Annotated in this window: 11 protein-coding genes; 7 read left to right on the top strand and 4 right to left on the bottom strand. The window is 57.5% G+C overall.

Annotation, left to right across the window (positions count from 1 at the left end; all coding sequences use genetic code 11):
- The first annotated feature begins 1 nt into the window (after position 1).
- Both gmd and BRA1253DRAFT_RS14400 read left to right on the top strand, forming a co-directional pair.
- On the top strand, positions 2-1,084 hold the full coding sequence (gene gmd / locus BRA1253DRAFT_RS14405) for a GDP-mannose 4,6-dehydratase (protein WP_035993338.1): 1,083 nt from the start codon (positions 2-4) through the stop codon (positions 1,082-1,084).
- The gene (locus BRA1253DRAFT_RS14400; protein WP_007595314.1) at positions 1,065-2,021 is read left to right on the top strand and encodes a GDP-L-fucose synthase; all 957 of its coding nucleotides are present in this window, start codon (positions 1,065-1,067) and stop codon (positions 2,019-2,021) included. Before gmd ends, BRA1253DRAFT_RS14400 begins: the two co-directional genes overlap by 20 nt.
- An 86-nt stretch (positions 2,022-2,107) precedes the next feature.
- Here BRA1253DRAFT_RS14400 and BRA1253DRAFT_RS14395 read toward each other — a convergent pair whose 3' ends face one another.
- Positions 2,108-2,908 (bottom strand): FkbM family methyltransferase, encoded by an 801-nt coding sequence (locus tag BRA1253DRAFT_RS14395; RefSeq protein ID WP_007595312.1) that lies wholly within the window; start codon positions 2,906-2,908, stop codon positions 2,108-2,110.
- Positions 2,909-3,332: 424 nt separating this feature from the next.
- Between BRA1253DRAFT_RS14395 and BRA1253DRAFT_RS14390 the strand changes: the two genes are divergently transcribed.
- Complete coding sequence (locus BRA1253DRAFT_RS14390) at positions 3,333-4,460, top strand: polysaccharide pyruvyl transferase family protein (RefSeq protein WP_007595310.1); 1,128 nt, start codon at positions 3,333-3,335, stop codon at positions 4,458-4,460.
- Positions 4,461-4,470: 10 nt separating this feature from the next.
- Here BRA1253DRAFT_RS14390 and BRA1253DRAFT_RS14385 read toward each other — a convergent pair whose 3' ends face one another.
- A complete protein-coding gene (locus BRA1253DRAFT_RS14385; RefSeq protein ID WP_007595308.1) occupies positions 4,471-6,141 on the bottom strand; it encodes a putative Ig domain-containing protein in 1,671 nt (556 codons plus the stop codon).
- A gap of 276 nt (positions 6,142-6,417) precedes the next feature.
- On the opposite strand from BRA1253DRAFT_RS14385, the gene BRA1253DRAFT_RS14380 reads away from it, so the two are divergent.
- Positions 6,418-7,248, top strand: coding sequence for a glycosyltransferase family 25 protein (locus BRA1253DRAFT_RS14380; RefSeq protein WP_007595306.1), 831 nt, complete (start codon positions 6,418-6,420; stop codon positions 7,246-7,248).
- An 88-nt stretch (positions 7,249-7,336) separates the two neighbouring features.
- On the opposite strand, the gene BRA1253DRAFT_RS40460 is transcribed toward BRA1253DRAFT_RS14380, so the two are convergent.
- Positions 7,337-8,368: a glycosyltransferase gene (locus tag BRA1253DRAFT_RS40460; protein ID WP_007595304.1), complete on the bottom strand. Its 1,032-nt coding sequence runs from the start codon at positions 8,366-8,368 to the stop codon at positions 7,337-7,339.
- Positions 8,369-8,476: 108 nt separating this feature from the next.
- Between BRA1253DRAFT_RS40460 and BRA1253DRAFT_RS14370 the strand changes: the two genes are divergently transcribed.
- Positions 8,477-9,673: a glycosyltransferase gene (locus tag BRA1253DRAFT_RS14370; RefSeq protein WP_007595300.1), complete on the top strand. Its 1,197-nt coding sequence runs from the start codon at positions 8,477-8,479 to the stop codon at positions 9,671-9,673.
- On the opposite strand, the gene BRA1253DRAFT_RS14365 is transcribed toward BRA1253DRAFT_RS14370, so the two are convergent.
- Positions 9,662-10,660 (bottom strand): glycosyltransferase family 2 protein, encoded by a 999-nt coding sequence (locus BRA1253DRAFT_RS14365; protein WP_007595299.1) that lies wholly within the window; start codon positions 10,658-10,660, stop codon positions 9,662-9,664. The genes BRA1253DRAFT_RS14370 and BRA1253DRAFT_RS14365 overlap by 12 nt on opposite strands.
- Positions 10,661-11,574: 914 nt before the next feature.
- On the opposite strand from BRA1253DRAFT_RS14365, the gene BRA1253DRAFT_RS14360 reads away from it, so the two are divergent.
- Together BRA1253DRAFT_RS14360 and galE are read left to right on the top strand one after the other, a co-directional pair.
- Positions 11,575-12,546: a UDP-glucuronic acid decarboxylase family protein gene (locus BRA1253DRAFT_RS14360; RefSeq protein WP_007595297.1), complete on the top strand. Its 972-nt coding sequence runs from the start codon at positions 11,575-11,577 to the stop codon at positions 12,544-12,546.
- On the top strand, positions 12,543-13,526 hold the full coding sequence (gene galE / locus BRA1253DRAFT_RS14355; protein ID WP_007595295.1) for a UDP-glucose 4-epimerase GalE: 984 nt from the start codon (positions 12,543-12,545) through the stop codon (positions 13,524-13,526). Before BRA1253DRAFT_RS14360 ends, galE begins: the two co-directional genes overlap by 4 nt.
- Positions 13,527-13,535: the final 9 nt, after the last annotated feature.

Below are 13,535 nucleotides of genomic sequence, written 5' to 3'. Positions count from 1 at the left end.
TATGGATGAAAGGTCGAAGCGCCGCGTCGCGCTGGTTACGGGCGTCACCGGTCAGGATGGTGCCTATCTCGCCGAGTATCTGGTCGGGCTAGGCTACACCGTTCACGGCATCAAGCGGCGATCGTCCTCGTTCAACACCGCCCGTGTCGATCATCTTTATCAGGATCCGCATGCCGACAATGTGCGGTTCCTGATGCATTACGGCGACATGACGGATTCGACAAACCTGATCCGTCTAATGCAGCAGATCCGACCAACCGAGATCTATAATCTGGCTGCACAGAGCCATGTGGCGGTTAGTTTCGAGAGCCCGGAGTACACCGCGAACGCCGACGCGATCGGAACGCTGCGGCTATTGGAGGCGATCCGCATTCTTGGCATGGAGAAGGAGACACGGTTCTATCAGGCGTCCACCTCCGAGCTCTACGGCCTCGTGCAGGAAGTGCCGCAGAAGGAAACGACCCCCTTCTACCCGCGCTCCCCTTACGCGGTGGCGAAGCTTTATGCGTATTGGATCACCGTGAACTACCGCGAGGCCTACGGCATGTTTGCCTCGAACGGCATTCTCTTCAACCACGAGAGTCCGATCCGCGGCGAAACCTTCGTCACCCGCAAAATCACGCGTGCCGTTGCCCGCATCGAGACGGGCCTCGAAGAGACGCTGTATCTCGGGAATCTCGAGGCCAAGCGCGACTGGGGCCACGCCAGGGATTATGTCGAAGGCATGCACATGATCCTGCAGGCCGACCGGCCCGATGATTTCGTACTGGCGACCGGGGAGACCCGCTCGGTGCGCGAGTTCGTGGAGCTCGCCTTTGCGGAAGTCGGCCGCAAAATCGAATGGCAAGGCAGGGGCGTCGAAGAAACCGGCCTCGACAAGGAGTCAGGCAGGATCGTCGTGCGGATCGACCCGACTTATTTTCGTCCCACCGAGGTCGATCTCCTGATCGGCGATCCCAGCAAGGTGCGCGAGAAGCTCGGCTGGAAATCCAGGACCCCGTTCGCGCAGCTGGTCAAGGAAATGATGGCTTGCGATTTGCTCGAGGCGAGGCGAGAGGTTGCCAATGGCAAGTACTCCATTTGAACTGGCCGGCAAGACCGTCTTCGTCGCCGGCCATCGCGGCATGGTTGGCTCCGCGTTGGTGCGGCGACTCGCTGAGGAAAATGTCGAACTGCTGACGGCCTCGCGGAGCGAGGTCGACCTGCGTGACCAGACCGCCGTCGATAAATGGTTCGCTGCTAGGCGTCCGCAGGTAGTGTTCCTTGCTGCCGCCAAGGTCGGCGGTATCGTCGCCAACAACACGCTGCGGGCGGAGTTCCTCTACGAAAATCTCGCGATCGCGACCAATGTCATTCACGCAGCGCATGTCAATCGATGCGAGAAGCTGATGTTCTTTGGCTCCTCCTGCATCTACCCCAAACTGGCAGTCCAGCCGCTGCGCGAAGAGTCGATGCTGACAGGCCCGCTGGAGCCGACCAATGAACCCTATGCGATTGCCAAGATCGCCGGCATCAAGATGGTCGAAGCCTATCGCAGCCAGTACGGTTCAAACTTTATCAGTGTGATGCCGACTAACCTTTATGGTCGCGGCGACAATTATCATCCCGAATACAGCCACGTCGTCGCGGCGTTGATCCGCCGCTTCCATGAGGCCAAAACGTCGGGGGCGAAGAACGTCATGGTGTGGGGCACCGGCACGCCGCGGCGCGAATTCCTCTTTGTCGACGATCTGGCGGACGCCTGCATCCACCTCATGAAGACCTATTCGAGCGGCGAGCTCGTCAACGTCGGTACCGGCACGGACATTGCGATCGCCGAATTCGCCCGGGTGGTCGCGGCGACCGTCGGCTATTCCGGCGAGATCAGCTTTGACAGCTCGCGCCCCGACGGCACTCCGCGCAAATTGCTCGACGTCAACCGGTTGGCGAAACTGGGTTGGCGGGCCAAGACCCCGCTCGAGGATGGGCTCAAGCTGGCCTATCAGGCATATCTCGGCGAGAACCGGCAGTCCGGAGAGTAGGAAGCGCACTTCCGCCATTGCGAGCCGACGGTCGCGCACCCGATGTCCGCGGCTGGCGCGATTCATCGGTGGGGCCACGGTGGCGATCACCCCGGAGCGAACCAGCATTTCGGCAGCACGACATCATCCCTATTGGCGACGTTTCTCCTGTCGAGGTCGTGAGGAAACCTTCTGGCAGGCGCTCGGCGAGAAACGCGATCCTTGCGCAAGAACGAGAATTCCATGATCGGCGGGACCTTGAAGTCCCTGTATTCGATGGGTTTGAAGTAATTATTCGGATGAATGTGTACGACGTCGAAGTGCTTGGTGATCTTCTTGAAAACAGCGCCGATCAGCTTGAGACCGATAGGATTGAAAATTCTGTCCAAGGAATGGAACTCGATGATCATGATCCTGAAGCGCTTCAGGTCGTCGCAGCTCGTTTCGATGATAACCTCGTATTCGCCGCCTTCAACGTCCATCTGGAGGATGAGATCGCCGGTCCGAGCGCCCTTTCTCGACATCCAGTTCTCTAAAGTCATGAACTTGGCGTTGTTTTCGTTTCCGAGGAATTTTTTTTCGAAATCGAGCAGGTCATTTTGGGTCGCGGGTGCATCCACCGAGAAGTCGGCGAGGAAGCACGGGATGCCGCGTTCGGCAAGGCCGAGCTCGAAGTCAGAGACGTTGTAGACGCCCGGCGAAAAGCAACCGACGCAGCCTTCGAGGTCATCCGGAACCAAATAGCCGCCATCAGCGGATCCGCCCAGTCGAACTAATTTCTTGTCCGTAACGACAGGGAAAAGGTCCCGGAAGAATTCCCTGAGCTCCTCCTCCTTTGAGGTGCCGGATATCATAACGTCGCTGTTGAGCAGGCGTGTCTTCACGTAGTCTTTTAATAAACCGATCATGCGATGACTCCGAGCTCGCTAACGCACCTGGGTGCAAGACGTGCTGCAAGAATCGGCATTCCTGCAGGCTCGCTGCCTATGTTCGTTGCGATCAACACATTTGCCTGCCTTAAGACTCCAATAGATTCGATTCTTGTCATGAATATGTGCGGTGGTATCGCTATTCGGCAGTGTTGCCGAGACTTGCCTTTTGGCTGCTAAGCCGATCTATTCCGTGCTCTGGAACCGGTCGGCTTCCGCATCGGCGAGGGGACCGAGTGAGGCACGAGAGCGTAGAGGCGGAAGCGGCTGAGCGCGAAGATCGAATGACAGACGCGGGAAGCTCGCAGCGCAAACATCCGGCGTCCGCGCTGGTGGCGCGCAGATGCGTTGTTTGCACAACCGTTGCGGGTGCTTGGCGCAATGGCAGAAGTGGATTAGTCGAATGGGAAGTTTTGCCGATGCATCGAAAGCCATTCGATGCTGTGATGCGACCGATGGGACCGAACTCAGGACGATGGCCGAAATTCCCATGAAGGATTCTCGTACACTGATTGCAGAACTGCAGGATGAGATCGAAAAGGTCATCGGGCCCCATCTGGTGGGTGTCGAGAATTTCGCGCTGGTGGATTTCCCCAACCACTCCAATGTGGGCGACAGCGCCATATGGTTGGGTGAAGAGACCTATCTGCAGAAAAAGCTAGGTCGAGCACCCTCCTATGTCTGCACCTATGACACCTGGTCAAAGAAGGAATTTGAAAGAGCCGTTCCTGTTGGACCGATCCTTATCCATGGTGGGGGCAATTTTGGCGACCTGTGGCCCAGCCATCAGGAGTTTCGGCTCAGGCTTCTGTCGGAGTTTCCGGATCGCCCGATCATTCAGTTGCCACAAACTATACACTTCTCCTCGAAGGCAAGTCTCAAGCGCGCCGCGGAGATCATCAACTCGCACAAAAAATTCCGGATTCTGGTCCGTGACGTGCAAAGTTTGAATATCGCGACAGCGGAATTTACTGCGCCCGTGGATCTCTGTCCGGACATGGCGTTCTGCCTGGGGGCGCAGAGCTCGCCAGCGGCAGTAACCAAGAAATTGTTGCTGCTGCTCCGAACCGATCACGAGAAGGTAGAGCAAAAGCATTTTCCGCCGCTCCCAAACTTTGCTGTTGTCGAGGACTGGCTCAACGAACAACGAGGCTTGGGAAAGTGGTTGTTTGTCAAGGCGCTGCTCGAGACGGCGCTCCTCTTGCTCAAGGGCAGGACGTCGTCGGAGCTCGACGTGCGCATTCGGTGGTTTCACCTGCTGGCGTCGAATCGTGTAGCCCGTGGAATGAGGCAGGTTGGATCGTCGGCCTACGTGATCACGGACCGGCTTCACACGCACATCTTTTGCGTGTTGCTGAATCTGCCGCACTCGGTTCTTGACAATAATTATGGGAAAATCAGCACGTTCGTCGATGCGTGGAGCAAGCCCTTCGAAAAGTTGAGCCGGCCACTGAGCACGAGTGTGGACGGCGCCCTCGCAAAGTTTCTGGATATCTGCCAGGGCAGTTCGGCGCCGACGGATCAACGTTGAGGGTCGAGCATCATCCTCCGTACGGGCGGTTCGCCGGCTCGTGCGCGTGGACGGTGAACGTTGTTGTGCTCTTTGTGGTCTGGCCCGCATTGTTCGCGCAGGAGATTGTTAGGTTGGCGACCCCTGCCGCCGTGGGAACGCCATTGATCAGTCCGGTGGAAGGGTCAAAGGCGAGCCCCTGCGGCAGTCCTTTGACGGACAAAATCTTCGGCATCATGACGCCGACATCGCACTCCCCATAGATATCGTGGTGATAGCTGTCGCCTGCGGCGGCTGAAAGGGGGGGCGTCGTCACGCGCGGGCCGCGATTGATGGAGAATCGCAGGGGCTCCATCGTTGAGCCGTCAGGTTTGTAGCCGTAAACGACGACATGGGACCGCCCGGGATTTCCCGTAGCGGTGGTGAAGTCCGCCTTGATCGTGCGCGCCGCCGCATCGTACGAAATTCCTTCCGGGAATTGCGTAAACGTCGACTGCTCCGCCATGCCCGGTTCGGAGCTGTCGTAGGGTACGACCTGGACGAATTCGGTGACGCTTGCATCACCCCACAGGGCCTTGGCGCTCGGGAGCACGACCTTGCCGCTGCCGTCATAATCGACATTAAGGTCTTCGACCGAAACCAGCGGCTTCCAATGCGCGACGCCTGCCGTCCGCCAGCCGCGAATCCAATCGACATCGAGATAGGCCCCGGTCGTGGAGCTGGCCCACGCCGCGGCGTCGTACGCCTCGCCCGCGAACGTATTGTTGAATATGTGTGACGTCAGCAGCAGAAATGAGGGCATATTCTTGGTATTGGAGTCCACGCCAATAAACTGGGACCGAAGGGCACTATCGACGTAAAGCTGGGTGCTTCCGCCGTTTCGAAAGACGAAGCTGAAGACGTGGAACGTATCGTCCATATAGTCGAACGGTCCGGCGCTGTTGTCGGTCGAGATTGCCCCCGAGGTGTGGACGATATTGCTGAAATGCATCCCTTGAGAGTTGCACTCCAGATCCCACTCGTTGCCGGTTGGGTTGAGCACGGGTGCAACGGAATAGGTCCAGAATGCTGGATGAAAGCCAGCCGGATTCGTAAGCCTGGAGCTGAACCGAGCACGTATCTCGACGATGACGGCATTGGTGCTCGGGTAGTATGCAAATGCCCCGGCCGTATGGATCATCGCGGAGAGGTGCGGGCGGACGCCTCCGTTGATGGACTGGTCGGTCGGTGTAAGGAATGCCTGCTCGCGCACTGTTGCCTTGCGCGCCCCGAGCCGCAGCACCGAACTGGAAACCGACATGTTGTCGAAGTCGACCGCGACGCCGCGGTTCCGGTCTTTGTAACCTGTCGTTAGCGGGTCGGCATCAAAGCCTGTCCCTAGCGACGTGGTATTGCCGCGGATGCCTGGATGATAGGCGCCAGTCGGGAAGAACTTGCCGCGCGGGTTTGCCGGACCAACGATATCGAGGGCGTCGAAATCGTCACCCCAGGACAGCGTATAGCCCGCATACAACCCGCTGCCATTCTGGCCGACGACGGCGCCACCGACGATCTGGCTGCTTCGCTTGGAGGGCGTGATGGATCGCAGGCGCTGTCGCACACCATCGTTGCTCAGGCCTAGATAAAGTGCTGAGCCAGCAACAGCCAACGATGCGACGAACAATGCTGCCATGGTGCCGTTGATTCGACGCTTTGATGGCATCCACGCCTCTCTTGCCTAACCGTCATCATTTTTGCGGCGTACACATTCACTCGCAAGTGTGGAAACCTTCGGTTTGCACCAACGCGTTCGAATGCGGACCATTTCAGTGTGTAGCCGCAGATTTCGTGCTGACGGGGATAACAATGTGAAACATCGTCGCGAACATGGCAGCCTGGGCGCTTGCCTCCTCCTTGTCAGCAGAGACAAGTTCGCGCTAATCCTTTTGAGATCATGTGCAATGCGGTTCCAAGTTGACAGCGCAGGACTGACTAATCAATGGGCAGCGATCTCAGAGTTGTGGCGATTAGTTTGGACGGTTCCGTGCGCCGCGAGCGCGCGAGTGCAAATCTGGATTCGCTTGGTATTCCCTGGACCTTCTTTGATGCCTTGCGTGTGCCAGCCACGGGGCTCCCGCAATATGATGAAGCGCTGGCCATCCGCTTTTGGGGCAGGGGCCTTTCACGAGCCGAGATCGGCTGCGCAGCGAGCCATATGAGCATCATGGCGCAACTGGGGGCATCGGACACCGACGATTCATGGACACTTGTGGTGGAAGACGACGTCGTTCTCGATGCCGGATTCAGCTTTCGATCGCTTCCGGATATCTGCAAGGCTGCCGAGATCGGTTATCTCCGGCTGTATGGGCGACACATGGCGCCGTGCAAGCACGTGGCCTGGCTGGATCAGCGGGAATTGGTGCGGTTTGAGCGCGCGCCAATGGGAACGCAGGCCTATCTGATCTCCAGCGGCGCAGCGCGTCGATTTATCCACAGCGTGACGACGATCCATCGGCCAGTCGACTGGGAGATGGATCGCTTCTGGGCAAATGGGCTGTACAACTATGGCTTGTTTCCATTTCCATGCCTTGAGCTGACGCTGCCATCCTCGATTGCAAAAGCGGCGGAGTCGCTCCGCGAGCCTACTGCGCTTGACAGGGCGGCATGGTTTGCGTGGAAATCGAAGGAATACGTTCTGCGCTTGTCGGAAAATATTCGCCTTCGCCAGTCCGACAGGCGGATTCGCGGCCGCCTTGCCGGCGTAACCAGTCTTTACGGGCCAATGCCGGGGACAATTCGCGGGGTTCGAAAGCCTGTGATTGATGCCTGAAGGGCGTGCGACGAGGATCTTGCGAGGTGGGTTGGCTTTGCGCCATCGCGCATTCAGGCGTGCTTGCGTCGGATAACGCTGCCGAACCTCAGGAGCGGCCGAACCTCAGGAGCGGCCTCAGGAGTTCTGCCCTGTTGAACCGGAGCATGATCAGCCGGTATGCAAACCAGGAAGGACTCAAGAATAACACAGTGAACCAGACGATATGAGAGGCGGCGGTCCGCCATTGTGTCGTCTCGGTCAGAGCCAGCCATATGCCGCGACGCAGGAGCGAACTCGATGTGTCCATCTCCTGGGCGACATACCTCAGTCCCAATTTTCGGGACGCTAAGCGATAGTTGATAAAGACGATCTCGTTATCGATTGGCCTTGCCGATTGCACATGTACCGACTTCCTGTCGCAATGCGCCTTCAGGATATCGAACTCGGCGACGCGAAACCCGATTTGCCTAGGGAAATCGGGAAAGCGCTGGGCGCGGCCCTGCGCGTCGTTCCGGCTGATATTTCGACCGTGGAGCCGATATTGCCCCAAGATTGCCTGCACCGTGACGACGTCCCCGTAAAGCGGCGCGATCGTGTTGAGAGCGCCATCGTATCCGACGGGCGGATTGAGAGGGATGACCTGACGAAGAAACTCTCTGGAATACGCATTGCCCGACATGACCGGCCAGATGTACGTTCCTGACCGGATAAATTCTGCATGCACGTCCTGTAACGTATACGACGTCGGAAACGCACAAAATGACCGTCCAAGAGGCGTACCAGCGCCGTCGATGAGTTCCAGATTGAACTGAACTTTCGAGAGACCCTCGCGCCAGTGTGCGGCGACATTTTCCACTGCTGTCGGCATCAGGATATCGTCCGCATCAAGGAACAGCAGCACATCGCCTGTCGCTTCGCGATACCCAACTTCGAATGCTGCGATGTTGCCTTGATTTGCCTGAAATATGGCTCGAATCCTGTCACCATACCCGGCGATGATCTGACGGGAACCGTCGATCGAGCCATCGTCGACGACAACAATTTCATCCGCTGGACGCGTCTGATTCAACGCGCTGTCGATTGCGAATCCGACATACCGTTCGTAATTGTAGACTGTTATGACGATGCTAATCTTCAACGCGTCTCGCTCAGGAAATCTGCCAGTGTCATCGAAGGCTATCAATCCATGCGTTGATGAGCCAGAAGTAATTTCACAGTCCGCAAGCATGGTTGGTGAGACAATCGCATGAAAATCGCTCTGATCGATCCGTCACTGTTTACCTGGCCGTATGATCTTAAATTAGCCAAAGGATTGACCGATATTGGGCATGCAGCCAACATTGTCGGGCGCCAGCTTGGGCAGAAGCCGTCCGTCGACGAAGTGCGGTTTCTTGACCGACATTTTTATCCTGGGATGCAGTCGCGCTTTTTCAAGAAACTTCCGCGCAACGTGCAGCTGGGACTGAAGGGTCTCAGTCACGCTGAATCAATGGCTCGGCTGATCAGGCGCTTCAGGAGAGCGCCGCCCGATGTGATCCATTTCCAGTGGGCGCCCTTGGCGATTGTTGACAGCCAGTTCGTTCCCAAGTTCAGAAAGGTCGCGCCAACGGTTCTGACCGTTCATGACTCGAATCCGTTCAACAACAATCCGAGCTCGCGGATACAGCGGATTGGCGCGCTCAAGATTCTGCATTGCTTCGACCATCTCATCGTTCATACGGCCGTTGCACGCGATCGCCTTCTGGGCGTCGGTATCCCGGACGAGAAGATATCCGTTATCGCGCACGGATTGCTGACGGATCATATCGCCCGACCGGCGGACGAGCCTTCGGCCGGTGGCGGGCGCGTTCAAATACTCCTGTTCGGCAAGATAAAGCCCTACAAGGGCGTCGACGTTATGCTTCGCGCACTTGCATTGCTTCCCCGAGAGGTCAGGGCACGTTGCGTGGTGAAGGTCGTGGGCTGGCCGGAAATGGCGATGGAGCCGTTGTTTGCGATGGTGAAGGATCTGCAGCTCGACGACCATGTCGAATTCGACCTGCGGTTCGTTCCGGACGATGAAATGACCTCGCTGGTCGCGCACGCCGACATCCTGGCTTTTCCGTACCGAGACATTGACGCATCGGGGGTGCTGATGCTGGCGATCGCGGCGGGACGTCCGATTGTCGCGTCGAACATTGGAACCTTTGCCGAATGGCTGAGCGATCGGGCAGAGGGAACGCTCGTTCCTCCAGATGACCCCGCCGCATTGTCCCGGTCACTCGAGCGGCTAATTGATGATCCTGATTATCGAAACTCCAAGGGACAAGCAATGCTGGATCTGCGCGACTCCGTGCCGACGTGGACCTCAATTGCCCGCCTGACCGAGGTCGCTTATGCGAAGGCGGGCCGGCATGCAGACGCACTGGTCAGCGCCCAGGTTCTGCAGGATTCAGGAAACTGAAGGGGTCATCTGCCAGGTGGTCTGGCGGATCGACAGGATGCCCCAGAAAAAGCCAAGTGCCCACGCGAAGTGCATCACGACAGCGGCCGGCAGCGCAAGCAACCCGCAAATCGAGCGATGCTTTTGTGCAATTGTCACTGCAGTAAGCCCAAGTATCGCCAGATAAGCCATCGGCAATGTCAACAGTACAGGTGCGAATGGAGACAGAACGATGGCGCAGAACATCAACGCGACGTGAGTCGGTACCAGGAACTGGCGCAGTCGCAACGATCCGGGATGCCGTCTCACGGTTCTCGATCGACCGCGACCATAGTTGAAGTACTGCTTCGCCAGGCTCAGAAAACCCGACCTCGGTCGATATGAAAGGCGGATGTCCGAATCCAGAAATATCCGGCCGCCGATTGCACGCAGCCGGCAGTCAAACTCTGCATCTTCATTGTGAGTGAAGGTTTCATCGTAACCACCGGCCCTGCGAAAGGCGTCGATGGTCATCGCTGCGTGATGTCCATGATCGACAAAGCCGCTTTTCTTTCCGCCGCGATGTGCCGATCCGCCCGAACCGACCTTTGTGTCCGATACCCAGGCGACGGCCTTTTGCAGGCAGCCGTCACCGCGCGAGTCCATAGGGACCACGACCGAGTCGGCTTGGCGCTCGTCCAAGGTCTTGAGGAGGCGCGAAATATAGTCCGTCGGATATTGGCAATGGGCGTCACACCGCACCAGGACCTGCGCTGCAGCACCGTAGACTTGTACGGCCAGATTAACCCCGGCGCTCTGCAGCCGCTGCGGATTGCGCAACAGATGGACGCCGGCAATCTCCTCGGCCAGCTGGCGCACAATGTCAGCCGTCTCATCGGTGCTGCCGCCATCTGCAACCACGATTGTGCGATCTTCATGAACGCTGTCGCTAGCGAGGTTACGGACAACGGTCTCGATGTGGGGAGCCTCATTCAATACCGGTACGACGATCAGGACTTTTCTGGACACGGTTTAGCTACCATCCTGCGGTTCTTTGCTCAATCCGTTGGCAGGCACAGCATTGTTCTCTGATGCTCGCCAACGGATGTGTCGACGGTCAAATATAACAATGGCCAACTCGTGACCTGCCGCTCTTTTGTTGCCTTGATCAGCCAGTATGCTCAGCTACCAAGCCATAAAATGGCGATATATTTTGGTGGATACTGTGTGGCCGATCGCCTGAAGATCCGGCATCAAACCTGACCGGAGCGATATGTGAAAATTGTTGTCGCCGTCTTCGCGTTGTTGCTCGCGCTATGTCATCCTGCATCAGCTGATCCGATGACACTTGATTTTTCATGGGGCGGGACACGCGGCTGTATCACACTTTTCCCAAATCCCGAGATCCGACTGAGCAATGTTCCCGTGGGCGCCACGTCGATGTCGCTCACACTAGCGCAAGGCACCCGAGAGATGGGAGGCCAGGACGTTCCGGTTCCCCGTAACGGCGTTGTGCCGTCTGGGACGGTCCGGACATTTGGTCCTTGCAAGCCTGGAATGTACGAATGGACCGCTCTGGCGAAATCATCGACAGGGCAGGTTCTCTCGGAAGCGCATCAAACGCGGTTCTATCCCGCGGACGAAACCGCCACGAGGCAATAGTTTCATAGCAATGCGCGCACCAAGGACACCGCTCGCGGCTGCATCCGACACGAGGGGCCGCAGGGGCGCATTTGTCGATTTTGTCAGATGGTTGCTGACCTAAATTCGATGTGACGAAAGTGTCGAGGCCTTGCAACTGCGCGTTCCCGGTTCCTGCGTCCCACCTGCGGCTGCGTCGGAGCCACGCATCGCACCAACTCAGGCCACAATTGCTTTAGATAAGGATCAGCTGGAATTTGGAAGTCGGAGAGTTGACAACAAGAATTTGTGACGAGGAGTAAATGTTGGCGCGAACGAGGCGAATCCTTGTAACGGGCGGTGCCGGCTTTTTGGGTTCGCACCTCTGCGAACGGTTGGTAAGCGCCGGAAACGAAGTTTTGTGTGTCGATAATTTCTACACCGGCTCAAAGGATAATCTGACTGGATTGCTTTCCAACCAAAAAGTTGAAGTAATCCGGCATGACATCACATTTCCTCTCTATGTGGAAGTCGACGAGATATTCAACCTCGCGTGCCCGGCCAGTCCAATTCATTACCAGCACGATCCTGTTCAAACGACCAAAACGAGCGTGCATGGTTCCATCAACATGCTTGGGCTGGCCAAGAGGATACGCGCAAAAATTCTGCAGGCGTCGACTTCGGAAGTTTACGGTGATCCCGAGGTTCATCCGCAAGACGAAACCTATTGGGGCAGGGTCAATCCGATCGGGCCGCGCTCGTGCTACGATGAGGGAAAGCGGTGCGCGGAAACACTGTTTTTCGACTATCGGCGGCAACACAAGCTTTCGATAAAGGTTGCCCGCATCTTCAATACTTACGGTCCACGTATGCGTCCCTATGACGGGCGTGTCATTTCCAATTTCATTGTGCAGGCACTAACCAATCAACCAATCACAATTTACGGTGACGGGCAGCAGACACGCTCATTCTGCTACGTCGATGACCTGATCGACGGTCTGGTCCGGCTGATGAACACATGTGATGACGTCGTCGGTCCTATGAATCTCGGCAACCCCGCTGAGATCACAATGCTTGAATTGGCCGGGATGATCGTGGACCTCACTGGATCCAGATCGGCTATCGAATTCATGCCGCTTCCGATCGACGATCCCAAGCAACGCCGACCCAACATCAGTTTGGCCCAGAAATCGTTGGGATGGCTTCCATCCTTCTCGTTGCGCGACGGCTTACGCAAAACCATTGCATATTTCGAGAGCCTAATGATTGCGCGGGGAGCGGAAGCGGCGAGATGAAAAAGACTGTTCTTGTCACTGGTGGTGCTGGCTACGTCGGCTCGCATTGCTGCAAGGCGTTTGCGATGGCGGGCTGGAACGTCGTGACGCTCGACAATCTTTCCCGAGGCTGGCGCGATGCTGTGCGCTGGGGACCGTTGGTCGAGTGCGATATTCGCAATTCAGCCGGCGTACGCGCAGCGCTGGAAACCTACAAGCCTGACCTCGTCGCGCAGTTTGCGGCACTGGCTTATGTCGGCGAATCGGTGGCTGATCCCGCCATTTACTACGATAACAACACGAGAGGAACGCTTGCCCTCCTGGATGCCATGCGGGCGGTCGGCTGTTCGCGCGTGCTCTTTTCCAGCACGTGTGCCAGTTACGGAGTACCCACGCGCACCCCGATAGACGAAACGCATCCGCAGGCGCCGATTAGTCCCTATGGATGGTCCAAGATGATTATCGAGCGTATGCTCGAGGACTTCGGTCGCGCGTACGAGATGTCGTCGGTTTCGCTGCGCTATTTCAACGCGGCGGGCTGTGATCCTGATGGCGAGATCGGCGAGCGCCACGAACCGGAGACGCACGCCATTCCGCTGGCGATCGAAGCGGTGCGCCGACCCGATCGGCCTTTCACCATTCTGGGAACGGACTTTCCGACGCCGGACGGCACTGCAATAAGGGACTATATACACGTCACTGACCTGGCGCAGGCCCACCTTCTGGCAGGTGACATGCTGGTGGCTCGAGGCGGTACTCATGTCTTCAATCTCGGTACGGGGGTTGGCACGAGTGTGCTCGAACTAGTAGAGGCGGTGAAGCGTGTCTCCGGAAAGGACCCGGTCGTCCGCCGCGGCCCACGCCGCCCAGGGGACCCGCCCACGCTCGTCGCCTCCTTTGCCAAAGCCAAGCGGGAGCTCGGTTGGAGCCCGTGGCAATCCGAGATCGATTTCATTATCAAGACCGCACTGAGGTGGAGCGATAGCCACCCGCCGGCATGATTGCGCACG

It is taken from the genome of Bradyrhizobium sp. WSM1253 (genome assembly GCF_000244935.1).
GTDB lineage: Bacteria > Pseudomonadota > Alphaproteobacteria > Rhizobiales > Xanthobacteraceae > Bradyrhizobium > Bradyrhizobium canariense.
This window is presented reverse-complemented; position numbering and strand designations above follow the sequence as displayed.

What these genes read in the sequence shown, in the direction of transcription:
- BRA1253DRAFT_RS14400 (WP_007595314.1), top strand. Translation starts at nt 1,065, where the DNA reads ATGGCAAGTACTCCATTTGAACTGGCCGGCAAGACCGTCTTCGTCGCC.
- galE (WP_007595295.1), top strand. Translation starts at nt 12,543, where the DNA reads ATGAAAAAGACTGTTCTTGTCACTGGTGGTGCTGGCTACGTCGGCTCG.
- gmd (WP_035993338.1), top strand. Translation starts at nt 2, where the DNA reads ATGGATGAAAGGTCGAAGCGCCGCGTCGCGCTGGTTACGGGCGTCACC.
- BRA1253DRAFT_RS14380 (WP_007595306.1), top strand. Translation starts at nt 6,418, where the DNA reads ATGGGCAGCGATCTCAGAGTTGTGGCGATTAGTTTGGACGGTTCCGTG.
- BRA1253DRAFT_RS14395 (WP_007595312.1), bottom strand. Translation starts at nt 2,908, where the DNA reads ATGATCGGTTTATTAAAAGACTACGTGAAGACACGCCTGCTCAACAGC.
- BRA1253DRAFT_RS14360 (WP_007595297.1), top strand. Translation starts at nt 11,575, where the DNA reads ATGTTGGCGCGAACGAGGCGAATCCTTGTAACGGGCGGTGCCGGCTTT.
- BRA1253DRAFT_RS14370 (WP_007595300.1), top strand. Translation starts at nt 8,477, where the DNA reads ATGAAAATCGCTCTGATCGATCCGTCACTGTTTACCTGGCCGTATGAT.
- BRA1253DRAFT_RS14385 (WP_007595308.1), bottom strand. Translation starts at nt 6,141, where the DNA reads ATGCCATCAAAGCGTCGAATCAACGGCACCATGGCAGCATTGTTCGTC.
- BRA1253DRAFT_RS14390 (WP_007595310.1), top strand. Translation starts at nt 3,333, where the DNA reads ATGGGAAGTTTTGCCGATGCATCGAAAGCCATTCGATGCTGTGATGCG.